Source organism: Alcanivorax sp. P2S70, from assembly GCF_000475295.1.
Lineage (GTDB): Bacteria > Pseudomonadota > Gammaproteobacteria > Pseudomonadales > Alcanivoracaceae > Alcanivorax > Alcanivorax profundi.
The window spans coordinates 124,296-144,491 of the sequence record NZ_AXBZ01000001.1 but is presented as its reverse complement, the minus strand read 5'-3'; the positions used below and the strand labels follow the sequence as shown (position 1 = coordinate 144,491).

The 20,196-nt window shown below is 57.8% G+C and carries 20 protein-coding genes and 1 tRNA gene; 10 read left to right on the top strand and 11 right to left on the bottom strand.

Going from position 1 to position 20,196, the window contains the following annotated elements; translation table 11 throughout:
- Positions 1–17: 17 nt before the first annotated feature.
- Entirely contained in the window at positions 18–1,199 is a 1,182-nt protein-coding gene (locus Q672_RS18045; protein ID WP_031225738.1) for a lipid-transfer protein, read from the top strand.
- 258 nt (positions 1,200–1,457) lie between these two features.
- On the opposite strand, the gene Q672_RS18040 is transcribed toward Q672_RS18045, so the two are convergent.
- Complete coding sequence (locus Q672_RS18040) at positions 1,458–2,813, bottom strand: tyrosine-type recombinase/integrase (RefSeq protein WP_022983799.1); 1,356 nt, start codon at positions 2,811–2,813, stop codon at positions 1,458–1,460.
- A gap of 182 nt (positions 2,814–2,995) precedes the next feature.
- Positions 2,996–3,082: transfer RNA gene (locus Q672_RS18035), tRNA-Leu, on the bottom strand.
- A gap of 126 nt (positions 3,083–3,208) precedes the next feature.
- Here Q672_RS18035 and rnr point away from each other — a divergent pair.
- Both rnr and rlmB read left to right on the top strand, forming a co-directional pair.
- Positions 3,209–5,641, top strand: coding sequence for a ribonuclease R (rnr, locus tag Q672_RS18030; RefSeq protein WP_022983798.1), 2,433 nt, complete (start codon positions 3,209–3,211; stop codon positions 5,639–5,641).
- 133 nt (positions 5,642–5,774) lie between these two features.
- Entirely contained in the window at positions 5,775–6,545 is a 771-nt protein-coding gene (gene rlmB / locus Q672_RS18025) for a 23S rRNA (guanosine(2251)-2'-O)-methyltransferase RlmB (RefSeq protein ID WP_022983797.1), read from the top strand.
- Positions 6,546–6,704: 159 nt separating this feature from the next.
- On the opposite strand, the gene Q672_RS18020 is transcribed toward rlmB, so the two are convergent.
- Together Q672_RS18020 and Q672_RS18015 are read right to left on the bottom strand one after the other, a co-directional pair.
- Positions 6,705–7,295 carry a hypothetical protein gene (locus Q672_RS18020; RefSeq protein ID WP_022983796.1) on the bottom strand — a complete coding sequence of 197 codons (591 nt, stop codon included), beginning with the start codon at positions 7,293–7,295 and terminating at the stop codon, positions 6,705–6,707.
- A 2-nt stretch (positions 7,296–7,297) separates the two neighbouring features.
- Positions 7,298–7,999: a hypothetical protein gene (locus tag Q672_RS18015; RefSeq protein WP_022983795.1), complete on the bottom strand. Its 702-nt coding sequence runs from the start codon at positions 7,997–7,999 to the stop codon at positions 7,298–7,300.
- Between the two features lie 285 nt (positions 8,000–8,284).
- Between Q672_RS18015 and rpsF the strand changes: the two genes are divergently transcribed.
- From rpsF to radA, 7 genes are all read left to right on the top strand, one after another.
- Positions 8,285–8,626: a 30S ribosomal protein S6 gene (gene rpsF / locus Q672_RS18010; protein ID WP_022983794.1), complete on the top strand. Its 342-nt coding sequence runs from the start codon at positions 8,285–8,287 to the stop codon at positions 8,624–8,626.
- A 2-nt stretch (positions 8,627–8,628) separates the two neighbouring features.
- Positions 8,629–8,943, top strand: coding sequence for a primosomal replication protein N (gene priB, locus Q672_RS18005; protein WP_022983793.1), 315 nt, complete (start codon positions 8,629–8,631; stop codon positions 8,941–8,943).
- Positions 8,944–8,957: 14 nt separating this feature from the next.
- Complete coding sequence (gene rpsR / locus Q672_RS18000) at positions 8,958–9,188, top strand: 30S ribosomal protein S18 (protein ID WP_022983792.1); 231 nt, start codon at positions 8,958–8,960, stop codon at positions 9,186–9,188.
- Between the two features lie 18 nt (positions 9,189–9,206).
- Complete coding sequence (gene rplI / locus Q672_RS17995) at positions 9,207–9,659, top strand: 50S ribosomal protein L9 (protein WP_022983791.1); 453 nt, start codon at positions 9,207–9,209, stop codon at positions 9,657–9,659.
- A gap of 253 nt (positions 9,660–9,912) precedes the next feature.
- On the top strand, positions 9,913–11,307 hold the full coding sequence (gene dnaB / locus Q672_RS17990) for a replicative DNA helicase (protein WP_022983790.1): 1,395 nt from the start codon (positions 9,913–9,915) through the stop codon (positions 11,305–11,307).
- An 82-nt stretch (positions 11,308–11,389) separates the two neighbouring features.
- A complete protein-coding gene (alr, locus tag Q672_RS17985) occupies positions 11,390–12,451 on the top strand; it encodes an alanine racemase (RefSeq protein WP_022983789.1) in 1,062 nt (353 codons plus the stop codon).
- A gap of 332 nt (positions 12,452–12,783) precedes the next feature.
- On the top strand, positions 12,784–14,151 hold the full coding sequence (radA, locus tag Q672_RS17980) for a DNA repair protein RadA (RefSeq protein WP_031225735.1): 1,368 nt from the start codon (positions 12,784–12,786) through the stop codon (positions 14,149–14,151).
- A gap of 129 nt (positions 14,152–14,280) precedes the next feature.
- Here the strand turns inward: radA and Q672_RS17975 are convergent, their stop codons facing one another.
- From Q672_RS17975 to Q672_RS17945, 7 genes are all read right to left on the bottom strand, one after another.
- A complete protein-coding gene (locus Q672_RS17975; protein WP_022983787.1) occupies positions 14,281–15,057 on the bottom strand; it encodes a DUF547 domain-containing protein in 777 nt (258 codons plus the stop codon).
- 67 nt (positions 15,058–15,124) lie between these two features.
- Complete coding sequence (locus tag Q672_RS17970; RefSeq protein ID WP_022983786.1) at positions 15,125–17,269, bottom strand: FAD-dependent oxidoreductase; 2,145 nt, start codon at positions 17,267–17,269, stop codon at positions 15,125–15,127.
- A 41-nt stretch (positions 17,270–17,310) separates the two neighbouring features.
- Entirely contained in the window at positions 17,311–18,351 is a 1,041-nt protein-coding gene (locus Q672_RS17965) for a methyltransferase domain-containing protein (protein ID WP_022983785.1), read from the bottom strand.
- Between the two features lie 166 nt (positions 18,352–18,517).
- Positions 18,518–18,919 carry a hypothetical protein gene (locus tag Q672_RS17960; protein ID WP_022983784.1) on the bottom strand — a complete coding sequence of 134 codons (402 nt, stop codon included), beginning with the start codon at positions 18,917–18,919 and terminating at the stop codon, positions 18,518–18,520.
- Between the two features lie 60 nt (positions 18,920–18,979).
- The gene (locus Q672_RS17955; protein WP_022983783.1) at positions 18,980–19,210 is read right to left on the bottom strand and encodes a zf-HC2 domain-containing protein; all 231 of its coding nucleotides are present in this window, start codon (positions 19,208–19,210) and stop codon (positions 18,980–18,982) included.
- A complete protein-coding gene (locus Q672_RS17950; protein ID WP_022983782.1) occupies positions 19,204–19,806 on the bottom strand; it encodes an RNA polymerase sigma factor in 603 nt (200 codons plus the stop codon). The genes Q672_RS17955 and Q672_RS17950 overlap by 7 nt, the downstream gene beginning before the upstream one ends.
- Before the next feature lie 2 nt (positions 19,807–19,808).
- A complete protein-coding gene (locus Q672_RS17945; protein ID WP_022983781.1) occupies positions 19,809–20,165 on the bottom strand; it encodes a PilZ domain-containing protein in 357 nt (118 codons plus the stop codon).
- Positions 20,166–20,196: the final 31 nt, after the last annotated feature.

Here is a 20,196-nt window from a genome sequence, read left to right as displayed (position 1 = left end):
AATTCGGAGAACAGAGAATGAAACGAAGAGTGAATGTGATCGGTGTCGGGATGACCAAGTTTGCCAAGCCCGGTGCCAGCGATGATTACCATGTGATGGCAAAAGCGGCTGGCCTCGCCGCAATGAAGGATGCCGGCATCCAGTACAGCGATGTTGAGCAGGCGTTCTGTGGTTATGTCTACGGCGATTCCACCTGTGGTCAGCGTGCCGTGTATGAACTGGGCTTGACCGGCATTCCCGTGGTCAATGTGAACAACAATTGTTCCACCGGTTCGTCGGCCCTGTTCCTGGCGCGCCAGGCCATCGAAGGCGGTTTGGCTGAATGTGTCATCGCCCTGGGTTTTGAAAAAATGGAGCGCGGCGCGCTTGGTGCTAAGTTCAATGATCGCGAGAACCCCATGAGCCAGCATGCGCAGGTGATGATGGATACGCAGGGCTTCAATCAGGCGCCGCCGGCGGCACAGATGTTCGGTGGCGCAGGGCGTGAATACCGCTGGAAGTACGGCACCAAACGGGAAACCTTCGGCAAGATTGCCGAGAAGGCGCGTCAGCATGCCGCCAACAATCCTTACGCACTGTTCAATCAGGTGCTGTCGCTGGAAGAGATCATGGCGTCAGACGAGGTGTTTGATCCGCTCACCCGTTTCCAATGCTGCCCGCCCACCTGTGGTGCCGGCGCCGCGATTCTGTGTTCGGACGAGTTCGCCAAGAAGCATGGCATTGCTAACCCGGTGTATATCGCCGCCCAGGCGATGACCACGGATTTCGCCAGCAGCTTTGATGAAAAATCCATGATCAAGATGGTCGGTTACGACATGACCCGTTCCGCCGCCGACAGCGTGTACGAGCAGGCCGGTATCGGCCCGCAAGACATCAATGTGGTCGAGTTGCACGACTGCTTTACCGCCAATGAGCTGCTCACCTATGAAGGTCTGGGTCTGTGCCGGGAAGGCGGCGCGGAGAAATTTATCTGGGATGGCGACAACACTTATGGAGGCAAGTTCGTGACCAATCCGTCCGGTGGCTTGCTGTCCAAGGGGCACCCGCTGGGGGCTACAGGTCTGGCGCAATGTGCCGAACTGGTGTGGCAGTTGCGTGGCCAAGCAGAAAAGCGACAGGTCGAGGGAGCTCGGGTAGCCTTGCAGCACAACCTTGGTCTGGGGGGGGCCTGTGTAGTGACCCTGTACCGCAACGATTGAGCCGTTACATGCAAGGGATGGGCTGGCTGCGCTTCTGATCGGGATGTTGACCAAATAGGGCGGTATCTTAGACGGGCTAGGACGCTTTTGGATGCCTGGGGACTATGCTCAATGACTTGCTTTGCAGGCCTGCGTTATGCTGCCGCCCACGAAGGGTTAGGGTTCCATTTTTTTGCGATTTTTCGGCTGAAAGTCTGTGTTGTTACTTGCACCCGGTGATTTCGAGCTACGAGTGTTTGGTAAAGATCGGAGTGGCGACTAATCAGATGTGGGTTTTTCCTGGGATGCATAATTGCTAAATAAAGCTGTAAAGCTTTTCTTGCCATCCTTCTTTAGATTGCCATTCTCTTTTTCAGTCGATTCGCAGCTAAGGCTGTATTGAGTTTCTGGGGTTGTTCCCGCCCGTTCAAATTGTTTCCCATCTCGAAGGGCGTCTAGGTAGTTGGCCCACTCCTGCATCATTTTGGTGCGCTGACTCAGGAAGCTGGTTCTATTATAGGCGGTACCATTGGGGTCTTTGACGGCATGAGCCAGTTGGTGCTCGATCCACTCAATCCTATAGCCCAGTACTTCGTCCAAGATTGTCCGGGCTGTTGCTCGGAAGCCATGGGGGGTTACGTCATCGTTGCCGTAGCCCATATCCCGAAGGGCCACTCGGACGCCATTCTCGGATAGACAGCGGCTTGCCCCTCGTTGCGACGGAAAAACGTATTTGCCGCGTCCGGTAAACAGGTGGATATCCTGTAGTAACGCCATGGCTTGCTGCGGTAGTGGTACTATGTGGGGATGGCGCATTTTCATCTTGTCGGCAGGGATCTCCCAGCGCTGCTCTTCCCAGTTGATCTCGGACCATTCCATTTGCCGGATTTCGCCTGGGCGCTGGAATAAGATGGGGGTCAGAAGCAGGGCGGTTTTCACCACTGGGCCTGCTGTGGACGCTTGCATGTCCCGTAGCAGCTTTCCCAACCGGGAAGGGTCGGTGATGGCGGCGCGGTGTTTTACCTTGGGTGACTTGAGCGCTCCTCGCAAGCTTGCCGTGGGATCGATTTCGGCTTTTCCCTCAATGATTGCATGGCGGAAGACCTGGCCGCACTTTGTCTTCAGGCGTTGAGCTGTTTCCAGCTTGCCGGTTGACTCGACTCGGCGGAGGACATCCAGCAGTTCTCGGGGGGATATGTCGGCAATAGGCCTGTGTCCTATATAAGGAAAGGCGAAGGTTTCCATGAGCCAGCGATTTTTCTTGTCTGTTTCGGGGGCTACCTGCTGGCGCACCAGCCATTCCTGGGCAACAGCCTCGAAACTGTTGGCCTGGGCTTCGGTGCGAGCCAGTTTCTCCTGGCGGCGAGCTTCGCTAGGGTCAATGTTGTCGGCAAGTTTGAGCCGCGCGTCTTTGTGAGCTTTTCGGGCGGCCTTGAGGGAGATTTCGGGATACACCCCAAGTGCCAAGGATTTCTGCTTACCTAGGAAGCGGTACTGATAGCGCCAGTACATTCCTCCATCAGGAGAGATCTGTAAGTAGAGCCCGCCACCGTCAGCAAGCTTGTAGGTTTTGTCTTTCGGTTTGGCCTTTTTGATCTCAAGGGCCGACAGCTTTTCCATCGCATTCTTGCTCATTTCCTGTTCCTTGGGCGTTGTTGGTATCTGAAAGAGGCCAGCAGGGCAGTGCCAACATAAGTACCAACAGAAATGCTGGTATCTGGTTGGATTCCATCGGATGGGATTAGAGCGAGTATAAACGAAAAAAGCCCTGAACCAGACGGTTACAGGGCTTTGTCGGACTCCGTAAGAGTCATGTTTGGTGCCGAGGAGAGGACTTGAACCTCCACGGGGTTGCCCCCACTAGCACCTGAAGCTAGCGTGTCTACCAATTTCACCACCTCGGCGTTTCGTGCTGAGCCGTATATGAGTCCGGTAAAGTTTTTACCGTTTCATGTTCGGTTCATCGCGAAAGCGCGTGCATTCTAGTATATGATGGACGAATGTCAAATCCCTTTTCGAAAAAATCCTCAATGCCCCCAAAAAAGCGTTACCGCGACCCCCACGCCGAAAGAGAGGCGGAAAAGTACGAAAACCCGGTGCCCAGCCGTGAGCTGATCCTGGACGTACTCAATGACCAGGGTAAGCCCCTGGCCTTCGAAGACATCGCTGCGCTGCTGGAGGTGGGCGAGGACGGTGAGGTCGGTCTCGACCGCCGTATTCGCGCCATGCTGCGCGATGCTCAACTGGTACAGAACCGCAACGGCAAGGTTGGTGTGGTGTCCCGCATGGACCTGATTGCAGGCAAGATCCAGGGCCACAAGGATGGCTTTGGCTTCCTGATTCCCGATGACAAATCCCAGAGTGACCTGTTCCTCGGCCCCCGCCAGATGGAAAAGGTCATGGACGGCGATCGGGTGCTGGTCAGTGATGCCGGGGTCAATCGTTTCGGCAAGAAAGAAGCCCGCATCGTCGAAATTACCGAGCGCGCCACCACCGAAGTGGTCGGCCGCTATTACCGGGAAGCCGGCATCAGCTTTGTGGAGCCGGAAAACCGCCGCATCACCAAGGAAGTGCTGGTCGAGGACAAGAACGGCATCAAGCCCAACCCGGGTGACCATGTCCGTGCCACCATTACCCAGTACCCCAGTCGTGATCACCATGTACTGGTTCGGCTGGAAGAAATCATTGCGACCCCGGACCAGGCGGGCATGGAAATCGAAGTGGCCCTGCGCCGTTTCGAGATTCCCCATGTATGGCCGGACGGGGTAGAAGAGCAAGCCAATGCGTTTGGCGATAGCGTCCCCCACAAGGCCAAGGCCAACCGGGTGGATCTGCGTGACCTGCCGCTGGTGACCATTGATGGCGAGGATGCCCGCGACTTCGATGACGCGGTGTATGTGGAGCGTCGTCCCCGTGGCGGTTGGCGCCTGATTGTGGCCATCGCCGATGTGAGCCATTACGTGTATCCGGGCTCGGCGCTGGATAACGAAGCGGCCAAGCGCGGTAACTCGGTGTACTTCCCCAATCGGGTGATTCCGATGTTGCCGGAGGCGCTGTCCAACGGGCTGTGCTCCCTGAATCCCCATGTGGACCGACTCTGTCTGTATTGCGACATGACCATCTCGGCCAATGGCCGGCTGTCCGGTTTTGTGTTCCGTGAGGGCGTAATGCGTTCGCGTCACCGTCTCACCTACACCAAGGTGGGCGCGATGATCGAGGACCCGGAGTCCGAGTTGGCTCAGGAAACAGTGGCCAGTCTGGACGATGAGTCCCTGGACATGCTATGGGCCTATCACGAGATGTTCCTGGCCCTGCGCCGCCGTCGCGAAGAGCGGGGAGCCATCGACTTCGACAGTGAAGAAACCCGCATCATCTACGACGAAAACCACAAGATTGAAGGCATGGTGCCGGTGGTGCGCAATGTGGCACATATCATGATTGAGGAGGCCATGTTGGCCGCCAATATCTGTGCCGCCAAGCTGTTGGAAAAAGCCAGAGTGCCGGCCCTGTACCGTAACCATGAGCCGCCCAAGGAAGAGCGCCTGAGCAAGTTGCAGCAGTTCCTCGGGGGGCTGGGGCTGAGCATTGCCTGGTCCGAAGGGGCGCCGAAACCGGCGGTGTTCCAGCAGCTGCGCGAACAGATTCTGGAGCGCCCGGATCGCAACGTGATCCAGACCATGATGCTGCGCTCCATGACCCAGGCCAAATACGAAGCAGAGAACAAGGGCCACTTCGGGTTGGCCTACAAGGCCTATACCCACTTTACCTCGCCGATCCGGCGCTACCCGGATCTGCTGGTGCACCGGGCAATCCGTTATCTGATTCGCTCCGAGGGGCTGCCCGCCCATGTGGACAATCCAGGTAGCCTGCCGGAGATTCCGCGTCAGAAAATCCTGCCCTATAGTCAGGAAGACATGGTGGTGATCGGCGAACAATGCTCCATGACCGAACGCCGTGCGGATGAAGCCACCCGTGACGTGATTTCCTGGCTCAAGTGCCAGTTTATGGAGTCGCGCATCGGTGAAGTCTTCGAGGGGGTAATCAGCGGCGTGGCCAGCTTTGGCCTGTTTGTTCAGCTTAACGAGCTGCATATTGACGGGCTGGTGCATGTGGCCAACCTGGACAGCGATTACTACCACTTTGACGAAGTGAACATGAGCCTGAATGGCGAAAGCAGCGGGCGTCGCTTCAGTCTGGGCGACTCTGTCACCGTGCGGGTCGCGGCAGTGCATACCGAAGACCGCAAGATCGACCTGCAGCTGGAGTCGTCGACGCCGTCCCGCAAGGGGCGCCCCAAGGGCGGCAGCAAGGCGTCCGGTAAGGGCGCCGCCGGCCAGAGCAGCGGCAAGAAGGGGCTCTCCGAGCGGGAAAAGCTTGCCAAGGGCGATATCCCCAAGCCGAAGGCCAAGCGCAAGGGCCCGCCCCGTGGTAAAAAGGCGGCCCGGCGCAGCAAGAAGAGCTAGGTCTTCATTCTGCAGGAGCTTGCCTGCAAGCGATTTGCCACGCGTCGCTGGCGCGAATCGCTTGCAGGCAAGCTCCCACATTTCTCTTTTCCCACCGCGTGTAGCGTGGTGCGTGTAGCGTGCAGGCGTCCCAATGAGTAAAGCCCAGAAACCCCTGATGTATTCCGGCTTCCACGCAGTGGAGGCGCTGTTGCGCCATCGCCCCGAGGCGGTGCTGGAATTGTTTGTCCAGGACTCCCGCGCCGAGCGCGAGGAGCCGCGGCTGGAGGCCATGATTCGGGCCGCCAGGGATGTCGGGATTGCGGTCCAGCGGGCCCGCCGTGAGGTGCTGGAGAAGCATGCCGGTCCCCAGCATCAGGGGATTGTGGCGCGTGCCCGTCCGCGTCGTCCCGCAGATGAAAATGCGCTGCTGAAGTGGCTGGACGGCAAACCGGCCAATCCGTTTTTGCTGGTGCTGGAAAATGTCACCGACCCCCATAACCTCGGCGCCTGCCTGCGCAGTGCTGATGCTGCGGGGGTGCAGGCGGTGATTGTTCCCCGTCGTGGTGCAGCGGGTCTAACGCCGGTGGCGTGCCGTACCGCCGTGGGGGCCGCTGAGAGTCTGGCTTATTATGAGGTGGGTAACCTGGCGACCTTGCTGGACCAGCTCAAGGAGCGCGGGGTCCAGGTCGTCGGCACAGCGCTGGAATCACGAAGCACCTCCCTGTTCGATTTCCAGGCCCCGGATGCCCTGGCGGTGGTCATGGGCGCAGAGGGGGCTGGCTTGAAACGGCTGACTAAAGACAAGTGTGACCAGCTACTGGAAATTCCCATGGCGGGCGAGGTGCAAAGCCTGAATGTTTCCGTGGCGACAGGGGTGGTGTTGTTTGCTGTTTGTGCGCAGAAGAAGGGCGGGGGCAGTTAACAGTTAACAGTGAATAGTGAACAGTTGCGCGAGCAGCGGCTGTGCGGTTTTAAACGTATGAGGCCGCGCCCAACCATTGGGCGCGGCCTCATACGTTTAAACAGTCAAAACCCCAAGATCGCGACGCTGTTCACTATTCACTGTTAACTGTTCACTGCCTCACCGTAGTTCCGAGTGCCCCACAAACTGCTGTCGCGTCATGGTTGGAAGAGGTTGCCCGCTTTTGCTCGCGGCCATCTCCCGCTGCAAGCGAGCATTGTCCTGAAGAATGGATTCGGGGATATCCTCCTCCAGTGTGGGTTGAGGCAAATTTTCCGCCGACAGGGCCTTGTCCGCGAGCTGCTCCTGTTCAAGCGGGTCCAGCGGGAAGCTGATGTGGGTAGTGCGATCAAAGCGACGGAGCTCTCGGTACCTGGGTTGCTGATAGCCTTTGGCGTTACTGATGGCGGTGTCGAGGTCTTCCGGGCCTGTTACGTGATGCCAGTCATGCTCGTTCTCAGCAGCGGAACCGGAGAGGCTTTCACCTTTCTCCAGGCGTTTTTTCAGTTGCTCTCGTCGTGCTTGCCAGGCAAGGAGATCAGTTACAAATTGGTCTTGGCGCTGATACGAATGGATGTCCGGGCGCGGACCGGATGCATTATCCAGCGCCTCTTGCTGGGCCTCGCTCAGCCCGGGAGCCGCTAGCGCTGCCGGGGGGGCGATAGCCAAAAAGATCAGGACTGCCAGGCAGCACTGACGGACCCCTTGCATGACTAAAAATCTCCCTCAGCTGTCGCCTCAATAAAGTAAATGTCATCCGAGCTGTTCAGGTAGATGGTCAGATTGCCGTCAGTGTAAAGGTCGTCCAGTTGAGCCCGCTTCACGGGCTGGTAGGAGGCCTGTTCGGCTTGCCGTTCCTCATAAGGCAGCTGCTGGTAAGCGGTTTGTTCTTCGATCAGCTGTGCATTGCCGCCATCGTTCAGGCCCTCGAGCTGCATACCGACGACGGTCATGGGCAAAATCAGAGGTTCGTCGGTGCCGGCGTTGCCCAGCAGTGTGCGAAGGCGCTCAGAAGACAGGATGGGGGCAGTCAAGGGAGACAAGACAAAGCTTCTTGATGTGGAGCGGTCGTGCCAGGTGCGATGTGCCTGGTAGTCAATTTCCGGTATGCGCGGGGTTCGTTCCAACGCACTGTCGAGCGTTTCGGGCCCCTCGATGACGGTGGGGTCTGTGCTGGCGGAGTGCTGCGCCACGTAGTCCGTGGGGCAGACCTTGCGGTGGCTGGCCCGATCCCGGCTGGCCTGCTTGTATTTCATGATCTGGAGCAGGAAGTCCGTATAGTCCGGATAATCCTCCAGAATCGGTTTTTCCGGCACGGCCACGGGGCTGCCGCAGGGGGGCAGGGCGTCCTGTGCGTGAACAGGATTCAGCAAGCTAAGGCTGCACAGACCAAAGGCCAGGGCTCTGTAGTGCATGGTCGTATCCCGATTGTTGTTGTTTTCCTCTGTAGATCAGAGGCTTAGGGTAAACGACGCTTTTTGTAAGCGTTTGTAGCGTTTTTGTTTTCATTGAGGATACGTGGACTGTGCACCGTTGGCAATCCACACGGCTTGAGTTATCCGGGGCGAATGGGATAGAATCGCGCGCTTCCTGCATTCCGGTGGTTTCCGGGGGCAGGCCTCCTTGCTTCACCGCGGTGCCGACAGGCCCGGGGGAAGCTGATCTGACACCGTGAGGTGTCTCAACCGTAAGGAGCTAACATGCGTCATTACGAAGTTGTGTTCCTGGTTCACCCGGACCAGAGCGAGCAGGTGCCCGCCATGATCGAGCGTTACAGCGCGATCGTGACCGATGGCAAAGGCACTATCCACCGTGTTGAAGATTGGGGTCGCCGTCAGCTGGCCTACTCCATCAACAAGATCCACAAAGCCCACTATGTGATGTTGAACATCGAATGTGACGGCGAAACCCTGGCCGAGCTGGAAAACACTTTCCGCTTTAACGATGCCGTAATCCGTCACCTCGTGATTCGTCGCGACAACGCTATTACCGAGCCGTCGCCGCTGGCGAAGAACGATGAGAAGGAGGGGGCTGCCAGCTAATTTTGGAAATCAATTGCTGCGAACTCACCGGTATCGTCGCCAGCCTTGAAAAGGTGGCACTGACACCGGCAGGGGTACCCCGCCAACGGCTGTGGCTGGAGCATCGCTCCCGACAGCTGGAAGACGGCCACCCCCGCGAAGTCCAGGCCCGTATCGCCGTGATTCTGGCGGGCGGGATGACCCGACAGGCCCAGGGCCTGAAAGAGGGTCAGCGAATCAAGGTAACCGGATGCCTTAGCCGCGCTGGTTACAAGGGAGACGCCCGGGACCGACTGCAGCTGATTGCCCAGACGCTGGAACCTCTCAATCAGGATTAAACAGGAGATATCCAATGGCCCGTTTTTATCGCCGCCGCAAGTTCTGCCGCTTTACCGCGGAAGGTGTTGAGTACATCGATTACAAAGATCTCGACACCCTGAAAGCCTACATCACCGAAACTGGCAAAATCGTGCCCAGCCGTATCACCGGCACCAAGGCACGCTATCAGCGTCAGCTGGCCTCTGCCATCAAGCAGGCCCGCTACCTGGCGCTGCTGCCGTACACTGACAGCCACGACAGCTAAGCCGAGGGGACTACTATCATGCAAGTGATCCTGCTGGAAACTATCAAGAACCTGGGCGACCTGGGTGCTGTGGTTGACGTACGTTCCGGCTACGGCCGTAACTTCCTGATCCCTCAGGGCAAGGCTCTGCCTGCCACTAAAGCTAACCTGGCTGAAGTGGAAACCCGTCGCGCCGAGCTGGAAAAGCATGCTGCCGAGCAGCTGGCTGCCGCTCAGGAGCGTGGCGAGAAGCTGAATGAAGCTGCCGTCAGCATTGCCGCCAAGGCTGGTGATGAAGGCAAGCTGTTCGGCTCTGTCGGTACCCGTGATATCGCTGAAGCGATCACCGCTTCTACTGGTGTGGAAGTGGAAAAGGCGGAAGTGAAGCTGCCTCACGGTGCACTGCGCAACACCGGTGAGTTCGAAATCGACCTGGTGCTGCATGCCGACGTTACCGTTACCATCAAGCTGGCTGTGGTGCCTGCTGAGTAACGGATAACCGGTTTGCCCATTACTGGGTACGGTGACAGAATCAGGGCATTGTCCGCGAGGGCAATGCCCTTTTTCGTTTAAGAGCCGTTGAAAGTTGAAAGTCCAAAAGAGCAGCTCCGCCCTGAGTTGGTCGCGAGGGCTGGGTGCCGTATGTCGCGATCCTCCAGCTTTCACGTTTGCTGCGTGCCTTGATCGGGTTTCAACTTTAAACTTCAACTTTCAACTCACAGTCCCCTGAGTGCTGGTATTCCCCATGAACGAACCCGTATCGCTGGATAAACATCTGCCTGAAAGCCTGAAGGTGCCACCGAATTCGGTAGAGGCCGAACAGGCGATCCTGGGAGGCCTGTTGCTCAATAACAGCGCCTGGGATGATGTGGCTGAACGAGTCGGAGCACGGGACTTCTATCGCAAGGCCCATCGCCAGATCTTCGAGGTCATCGCGCAACTGGTAGAGGAAGAAAACCCTTGTGACCTGGTGACGGTATCCCAGGCGCTGACCCAGTTGGGGCAGCTGGACGACATTGGCGGCATGACCTACCTGTCCGAGCTGGCGCGCAATACTCCCAGTGCTGCGAACATCACCGCCTACGCGGAAATTGTGCGCGAGCGCAGCATCCTTCGTCAGCTGATCAATGTGTCTCATGATGTGGCGGAAAGTGCTTTCAATACGGAAGGTCGCAAGTCGCTGGAAATTCTCGACAAGGCCGAGTCCGCCATTTTCGAGATTGCCGAGCAGCAGAAAAAAGGCTCTGGCCCCCAGGACATCAAGTCGGTTCTGAAGAAGACCGTGGATCGTATTGATGAGCTGTACAAGAACAAGAGCGCGATCACCGGTGTGACCACGGGCTTTGACGAGCTGGACAAGATGACCGGTGGTTTGCAGCCCGCGGATATGGTGGTTATCGCCGGCCGTCCTTCCATGGGTAAAACCACCTTTGCCATGAATCTGTGTGAAAACGTGGCGATCAAGGCCGGCAAGCCGGTGCTGGTGTTCTCCATGGAAATGCCCGCAGAATCCATTGTCATGCGGATGCTGGCCTCGCTGGGGCGAATCAACCAGACCGCCGTGCGCTCCGGGCAGCTGGAAAAAGACGACTGGCCACGGGTAACCTCGGCGATCCACATGCTCAGTGAGCAAAAGTTCTTTATCGATGACACCCCGGCGCTGAGCCCCCTGGAAATGCGGGCCCGCGCACGTCGGGTGGCTCGCGAGTGTGGCGGCGAGCTGGGAGCAATCATGGTCGATTACCTGCAGCTGATGCAGGTGCCGGGGGTGGATAACCGGGTCAACGAAATTTCGGAGATTTCCCGCTCGCTGAAAGGGCTGGCCAAAGAACTGAACTGCCCGGTGCTGGCCCTGTCCCAGTTGAACCGTTCCCTTGAACAGCGCCCCAACAAGCGCCCGGTGATGTCGGATCTTCGTGAATCCGGGGCCATCGAGCAGGACGCGGATTTGATCACCTTTCTCTATCGCGATGAGGTGTACAACAAGGAAACCAACGAGAAGGGCGTGGCAGAAGTGATCATCGGCAAGCAGCGGAATGGTCCTATCGGTACCGTGCGCCTGGCATTTTTGGGGCAGTACTCGCGCTTTGATGATCTGGCGCCAGAGTATTACGCCCAGCTGTCTGCAATGGATGAGTGATTGCGTTGCACGATTCAAACGGCAAGTTAGCGGGTCAGTGTAGGGCAAGCCTTGATACGGGTTTGCACGGGAGCCGTGTGTAATGCGGGGCACCCGGGTGGAGATTCGCACAGCCGCATTGGCGCACAACGCCGGCCGTGCCCGGAGACTTGCCGGTGACGCTGAGCTCTTTGCCATGGTCAAGGCCAATGGTTATGGGCACGGGCTGCTTACGGCAGCGCAGGCCATGGCGCCGGCGGTAGAGGGCTTTGGCGTTGCCGTGATGGAAGAGGCCGTGGCGTTGCGGGATAGCGGCATCGCCGGGCCGATCTTGGTGGCGGAAGGCTTCTTTGATGCGGATGAACTGGAACACGCGCGGCGGCGTTCGCTGGAGGTGGTGGTCCACTCGCTCTGGCAGGTTCAGTTGCTGCTGGCAAAGCCGGCACCTACCCGCATCTGGTTGAAGCTCAATACGGGGATGAACCGGTTGGGCCTGCGCCCGGAATGGGCGCTGCAGGCGGCAGAGCAGTTGGCGGCAGCGGGCATGAAGCCGCTGGGTATCATGAGCCACTTCGCCTGTGCTGATGACGCCACGGATAGCGTTTCTGAAAAGCAGCTTCTGTTGGCCGCAGAGGTGGCACAGCGTCTGCAATTGCCACTGTCCACGGCCAATTCCGCGGCGCTGATTCGCTACCCCCATGCCCGTGGGCAACGGGTTCGCCCCGGAATCATGTTGTACGGATCCTCGCCGTTTGACTGGCAAAGTGCCAGCGAGCTGGACTTGCAGGTCAGTCACCGCTTCAGTGCCCGCCTGATTGCGATCAACGAGATTCAGCCCGGCGAGTCCGTGGGTTACGGGGCAACCTGGACCGCGGCCCGTGCGGGGCGTGTCGGCGTGGTGGCGGTCGGCTACGGGGATGGCTATCCCCGTCATGCTCCCAGTGGCACCCCGGTGGCGGTCAACGGGCAGCCCACGATACTGGTCGGTCGTGTCTCCATGGATATGCTGACCATCGACCTGAACGGGATTGATGCACAGGTGGGCGATGAAGTGGAACTGTGGGGCGATGCGGTAGCGGTGGATGCGGTGGCGAAGGCCTGTGGCACCATCAGCTATGAATTGTTCTGTCAGATCACCGCACGTCCGGCACGTATTGTCGTTTAATCCGAAGGCCGCAACGCGAAACGGTTTGTTCGCACCTCAAGAGGTACGACTGCCGTGGCCTTGTAGACACCTCTCCCGGAGAGGTGGGCCCGCTGTTTTGACACGGGTTGAGTTGAAAGTTCAAAGTTTAAAGTTGAAAAGCGCGAGCGGTGTTTTGATGCCAAATGATGAGCGTCTGAGCCGCGCCGTGACCTTGTACACAAAAGGCGGCGGTTTTTTTACTTTGAACGCATTGCTCAACCCTAATCATGAATCGTGGGCATGGCTTGCCAGTGCGGCAAGGTCCTGGCCTGCGCTTCAACTTTACACTTTGAACTTTCAACTGGGTTCCCATGGCCAAGAAAAAAGTCGCTTTTGTCTGCACGGAATGTGGTGGAGATACGCCGAAATGGCAGGGGCAGTGCCCCTCCTGCGGTGCCTGGAATACCTTGCAGGAATTCGTTCACGACCCGGCTACTCCTGCGTCAAAAGGGGCGGGTAGCCGTGGTGGTTTTAGCGGTCAGCTCTCAGAGGTGCAAAACCTCAACGACATTGTGCTGGAGGAAACGCCGCGCATTGGTTCCGGTATGGGGGAGCTGGATCGGGTGCTGGGCGGTGGTCTGGTACCGGGGTCGGCCATTCTGATCGGGGGGCACCCGGGCGCGGGAAAATCCACCCTGTTGTTGCAGACCCTGTGCAAGCTGGCGGACACCCAGAAGTCCCTTTACATCACTGGTGAGGAATCGCTCTCCCAGGTGGCCATGCGCGCGGATCGTCTGAAATTACCCAAGGACAAGTTGCGACTGGCGGCGGAAACCGATGTGGAGCAAATCCTTGAGCTGGCCCGCAAGGAGCAGCCGCGGATTCTGGTGGTGGATTCCATCCAGGTTATGTATCTCTCAGCGCTGCAATCTGCCCCCGGCAGTGTGGCTCAGGTCCGGGAATGTGCCGCTGCGTTGACGCGTTTCGCCAAGCAGACGGGCACGGTGTTGTTGCTGGTGGGGCATGTGACCAAGGACGGAACCCTGGCTGGCCCCAAGGTGCTGGAACACATGATCGATTGTTCGCTGATGCTGGAAGGATCTACGGATTCCCGTTTCCGGACGCTGCGGGGCTTGAAAAACCGCTTTGGGGCGGTGAATGAACTGGGTGTCTTTGCCATGACGGGCGAAGGCCTGAAAGAAGTGAAAAACCCCTCGGCAATTTTCCTTAACCGTGCCGACGAGATTGCTTCGGGATCACTGGTGACGGTGGTCTGGGAGGGTACGCGTCCGCTGCTGGTTGAGTTGCAGGCGCTGGTGGATGCTTCCCACTTTGGTAACCCCCGCCGGGTTTGTGTCGGCCTGGAGGGGAACCGGCTGGCCATGTTGCTGGCGGTGCTGCATCGCCATGGCGGCATTCAGGTGGGCGACCAGGATGTGTTCATGAATGTGGTGGGCGGTGTGAAGGTGACGGAAACCGCAGCGGACCTGGCGCAGGTGCTTGCCATTGTCTCCAGCTTCCGCGACCGGGCACTGGAGCGGGAACTGGTGGTCTTCGGTGAGGTGGGGCTGTCCGGTGAGATTCGTCCGGTACCCCAGGGGCAGGAGCGTCTCCATGAGGCGGTGAAACATGGCTTCAAGAAAGCGATTGTGCCAAAAGCGAACCTGCCCAGGAATTTGCCGGAGGGGGTGGAGGTGATTGGGGTGAGCAATGTGGCGCAGGCGCTGGAATACCTCTAAGAGCAGTTAATAGTTAACAGTGAATAATTAATAGCTAAAAACTTGAAACCCCTCACGAGGCAGGTGAAAGGGGGATGTTTTGCAGGAGGCTCAACGTGTTGAGCGAAGGAACGCGCGCAGGGCGTCCCGCTACTGTTTGTTCAACTTCCAGTTGTAGTCCAGGTGGCGGATGGTGATGTCATCATTTTTCATCAACTGCCGTTTTTCTTCCGGTACCCCTAGTTTATCGGCGTAGGGCAGCAGGTATTCTGCCAGGCTGCCGGCGGCGTTTTCGAAATCTTCTTCGTACCAATCAAAAATTTTCGATACTTCCAAGGCGTTTTTGTCGGCGTTGAACCGGTTGCGTTGTTTGTCACTGAGGAATTTTCTGGTGCTGTCTTCCAGCTGGGCCTCCAGGTTGTCGGCGGTATAAGCCTCCGGGCGCAGGGCAGGGCAGCCGATGGAGGCGCAGTTCACCGCGAAGTGAATGCGCGGGTCCAACAAGTCCGGGTTGCCGCGGATCATTTCGTGCTCCAGTTCGTCAAGAGTACGTGCTTTGCCGAGCAGGAAAATGAACTCCTTGTCCCAGGGACCGGAAAGGAAATTGCCGATATCACGAATGGAGTCCGGTGTGTCTTCAAGCAGGATCAGCTTGATGGTGTAGGCGTTATAGGCATTGATCAGAAAAGCCAGCTTCTCATCACGGCTGAAATCCTTGAAGCCCCGTATGGAAACCCCTGACAAACTCTCCAGGTAAGCGTCGAGTTGCTCCTGATCGCGGCGCATGCCGGCATAGTCTACGGCGGTTGCCACGCCACCGCGCAGGGGGGCGACATGCTCGGCAAGCAGTGTATTCCAGCCGCTGTGGTCGAAGGCCAATAATGGTCCGCTGACGATCAGCAGGACGATTTGAAGCATCATGCGCATGGTCGTCTCCCTTGGTATCCAATTTCTCAATGTTCTTCCCTTGTGGCTTGTGGGTGCACCGAGTGAATTACCGGCGCCAGGCGTGCAGTTTTTCTACCCAGCGTAGCAGGCCTTCCGGCTTGCGGGCTTTTTTCCATTCGCCTGCGGCGAATTTGTTGGCCTCGGCCATAGTCGGGTAGATGTGAATGGTGCCAAGGATCTTGTTCAGGCCCAGTCCGTGTTTCATGGCCAGCACATACTCGGCAATCAGCTCGCCGGCGTGCTGGCCGACAATGGTAACCCCGAGAATCTTGTCGCTGCCTTTGGCGGTCAGCACTTTCACATAGCCCAAGTCTGCACTGTCGGCGATGGCCCGATCCAGGTCATCGATGCCGTAGCGGGTAACCTCATGCTCGATCCCTTGCTCGATAGCTTCCTGCTCATTGATGCCCACACGAGCCACTTCCGGGTCGGTAAAGGTGCACCAGGGGATCACGCGATAATCCACCTTGAACGATTTAAGAAATCCAAACAGGGCATTCACCGCGGCATACCAGGCCTGGTGAGAGGCGGTATGGGTGAACTGGTAAGGGCCAGCCACATCGCCGCAGGCATAAATATTCGGGTAGCGGCTTTGCAGTCGCTCGTTGGTCTGGAGGGTCCCATTGGTGTCGGTGGGCAGCTGAAGGGCATCGAGGCCCAGTCCGTCGGTGTTGGCTTTGCGGCCAACGGCCACCAGCACCTGATCGAAGGGCAGGGCGCTTTCCTGGCCATCCTGCTCCACGTATAGAACCTTCTCGCCATTGTCGTGGCAGAAGCGCACGGCCTTATGATTGGTCAGCACGGTGACGCCACTGTCCTGCAGAGAGCGGGTCACGATCCGGCTGGCTTCCTCGTCCTCACGGATCATCAGTCGAGGCAGCATTTCCACCTGGGTGACATCGCTGCCCAGTCGCGCAAAGGTCTGCGCAAGTTCGCAACCGATGGGGCCGCCACCCAGTACCAGAAGGCGTTTGGGTTGTTCCTCTAGCTGCCACAGGTTATCGGAGGTAAGAATGTCCATCTTTTCGATGCCGGGGATGGGCGGCACAAAGGGGCGGGCGCCGGTGGCGATAATGATGCTACGGGCGGTGAGTGTTTCGACCTGGTCGCCGTTGCGGATTTCCACTTCCCATGGGGAGACAAGGCGTGCCTCTCCCTGGCGGCAATCCACCCCCAGTTCGGTGTAGCGCTCCACGGAATCGTGGGGTTCGATCGTCTCGATGACCTTGTGTACCCGTTTCATCAGACGAGGGAAGTGAAACTGGCTGGAGATGCTGTCAAAACCGTATTGGTCTGCCTGTTTGTCGTGGTAGGCGACCCGGGCGCTTTTGATCAGTGCCTTGGAGGGAACGCAGCCCGTATTGAGGCAGTCGCCGCCCATCTTGTGTTTCTCGATCAGGGTGACTTTGGCTTTTACCATGGCGGCAATGTAGGCACTCACCAGGCCTGCGGAGCCGGCACCAATGACGATCAGATTACGGTCAAAGGTTTTGGGTTTGCGCCAGCCGGCGTAAACCTTGCGGGCTTGCAACCGTGCCATGATGGCCTTGGCGATCCACGGGAAAATCCCGAGCAGGACAAAGGCGCCCAAGAGTTGTGGAGAAAGCAGGCCGCCAAGGCTGTCGATTTGCCCAAGCTGGGTGCCCGCATTCACGTACACAGCGGTGCCGGCCAGCATGCCAATCTGGCTGACCCAGTAAAATGTGCGTGTCTTGATGGGGGTCAGCCCCATGACCAGGTTGATCACAAAGAACGGAAAGGCAGGCACCAGCCGCAGGGTGAAAAGGTAAAAGGCGCCTTCCTTTTCGATGCCCTGATTGATTTTTTTCAGGCGCTCGCCGAAGCGTTGCTGCACGGTATCCCTGAACAGAAAACGGGAGGCCAGAAAGGCCAGGGTGGCGCCAATGGAAGAGGCAAATGACACCAGCACCAGCGCAACGGCAAAACCGAACAGGGCGCCGGCGGCGAGGGTCATGATGGCGGCGCCGGGCAGGCTCAGAGCCGTTACCGCGACGTAAGCGGCAAAAAACGCCCCCAGCACCAGCGCGGGGTTGTCGGCATACAGGGCATCAAAGGCGCCTTGCTGCTCTTTCAGATACTCCAGGCTAAAAAACTGCCCCAGATCGAAGATAAAGTAGCTGGCAACGAGCGCGGCGATGATGACAACTAACAGCGCTTTTTTGAGGTTCATGGGGCGTCCTTGGTTAGTAAAAGTCGTGCTCGCATGGCGATTCAGCAGCAGCTGGCCGCGCCGCTATCTTCATTGTCCTCAAAAGGGACATTCAATCCGCAGCCTTCAAAGATGCCGTAGTGCGTATCGAAGTGTCCGATAAAGTCGAAGTGTTCCGCAAAACGACTTTGTTCCAGCATGAGCCAGGTGTTGCCGCAGACCGGGAAAACTTTGCCGGTTTCGATAATGTGATGGTCGTCGAGCATGAAGGCATGCGGGCAGTTTTCCAGGGTGCCCTTGTAGACCACCGCCTGGCCGTAGTCTTCGCAGGCAGGCTCCAGGTTGTCGATGTTAAACAAGCGGTAGGTGGCGGAGTAAAAGCGAATGCGGCCAAGCTTTCTCTCTATGGCCGGGTTTTCAATGGTGAGGCGACGTGATTCCACCAGGCGCGGGTCGGCAAAGCCGCAGCGTTTGCCAAGATTGATAAAGTCATTCCAGTAGAGCGCGCCGGAAAGGCACTCCCCGTAGAGTACGGGATCATTTACCAGTGCGACAGGTACCCGCCGGTCAGCATAGACGTCGGAGAAATAAAACTCGCCGCCCGGTTTGAGCAAGCGTTTCACATCCCTGAGCACTTTTGCCTTGTCGGTGCTCAGGTTGATTACACAGTTGGAGATGACGATATCAAAATAGCCGTCTTCCAGATCCAGGGTGTCGAGCGCTTCAATGTAGCCTTTTAAAAAGCGCACATTGCTGTTGGTGTAACCGAATGCGTCACGATGATAATCCTGGTGACGGCGGGCGACCTCCAGTTGTTCGTCGGTCATGTCGACGCCGACGACTTCGCCCTGCTCCCCGACCAGTGCAGACAGCAGGTATACATCGCGACCAGAGCCGGAACCCAGATCCAGAATGCGCATCCCCTGGAGTTGTTCGGGGGCCACCAGTCCGCAGCCATAGTAGCGGCTGACGACCTCGTCATGCAGACGGGCAAGCAGGGGTTTCAAGTGTTCGGGGGGCGCCTGATCGCAACAGGCATTGGTTTGCAGGTCGGCACTGGATTGCAGCTGCTTGCCATAGTAATCCTGAACATCTTCGCGCATTGCGAGGGCTCCTGAGTCGCGTGTGTGGGTTCTCAAAATGGATGCCGCTGATGCATGAACGTTACAGCGATAGCTTCCAGAATGACTCAGTAGTCTGGCCGCGACAAGCTAAAGGGTGCGTGAACATGGTGCGGACGTGATGCCGCCGGAGCGACTTGGTCGCGCATTAGCGGAACTGCTGATCAAGGCTCAGCAAGGTGTCATGTTCACGCAGCAGGTAAAGTGCCAGGCACGCTGCCAGCATGGGCCAGGCGGCAAAGAACAGCAGGTGGTCGAACGGATCAAGGTACTGGCGCCATGAGGAAAAGGTGGAGCCCGCATGCATTAGCAGTATGGCTCCGTAGCTGTACCGGCGCAGCGCTCCCGCCGCAAATGCCAAAACAATAACAAGTTGCAGGCAGGCCAGCACTGTAAGGGCCTCGCCTCCGAGTCCCTCGAGGCCATAAAACTTGGCGAACACTTTCCCGGTGTGGGCGGGGTTGATGAATTTATCAAGTGTCCACATGAACATGACCACGAATACCCCGATACGGAGTGAGAGCAACGAGATAGCGAGTTTGCGTTCCATTGAATTCCTTGTCAGTCAACAAAGGGAATGCGGCTGCTGCTCGGTCGTGTCTGGAAACGGCTAATTCCCTGGGGAATCGATCTTCTTCAGGATGCGTTTCGTCTGTTCATCGTCCAGGGGCTGGGGCTCATGGGGCAGGCTGGTCACCAAAGCATTTAGCTGCCGGATGTAGCGCCGGCAATGGTGGCACATAATCAAATGCAGACGCATGGCAAGGCGCTCTCGCCAGCTTAATGGCATGCCATCCACGAGGGCGTCTGCTTTTTCAACGACCTCTTTGCACTTCAGCATTCGCCTGTCTCCTGGAAATGGTCCACCAGCTCGAACAGCCTGGCACGGGCACGGTGTAGCAGCACACGGACATTGGATGCACTGATATCCAGCATGTTACAGATGGCATCGAAATCCATGCCTTGCAGATCCCGTAGTTCCAGCACCAGACGCTGATTTTCCGGCATTCTCTCAAGACATCTTGCCATGCAGTGACGAAGTTCATCACGGGTTAACAGGGCGTCCGGCCCGCCGAGATCCCATTGTCTGGGGCCATCCTGCCAGTGTCCGCCTTCTCTGAAACGGTGCGCCAGAGGGTCTTCTTCGCTGGTGGGGTCGAACTGAATCTCCCGACCCTGCTTGCGGAGCATCATGCGAGCCTGATTGATGACAATGCGTGTTAACCAGGTTCTTAATTGACTGCGTCCCTCGAATTTGCCAATTGCGCGATGAATGGCAATCCAGGCATCTTGCACGGCCTCTTCGGCATCGGCATGGGAGAGCATGCTGCGTGCTGTGGCAAGCAGGTAGTTATGCTGGTGTTGTACCAGTTGAGCGAAGGCTGTGTTGTCCCCTCGCTGCAGCCGGGCGACGAACTTCGGGGCGTCAATATCCAAGGCTAGTCCTCGCTCAGTATCGAAGCCGGATCGTCGTCGCCGTCTTCGCCCTGATGCAGGGCGACCAGACGACGCAAGTGCTGCATGACATCCACATCGGGTCGTTCGAAGTGGATACCTACCTCCATGGCTGCCTGGCGAATCACCCTGCCAGGCAGAGTGAGGGTCAGGTCGCTGTCATCAAAGGCAATCTGCAGCGTTACCGAAGCGTCGTCAGGGAGAGCGAGAGGGGTGGTGCAGATCACTCGAGCCCCGGAAATGGAGATATCCTGGAGCTCAACATCGTGACGGTCCTGCTCAAACAGCAGCTCCGCCTCTCCGTCGAAATCGACACGTCCGGCTCTGCGCCTTTCATTCATGAGCGACTGTCCTGATCAGATCACCGCAATG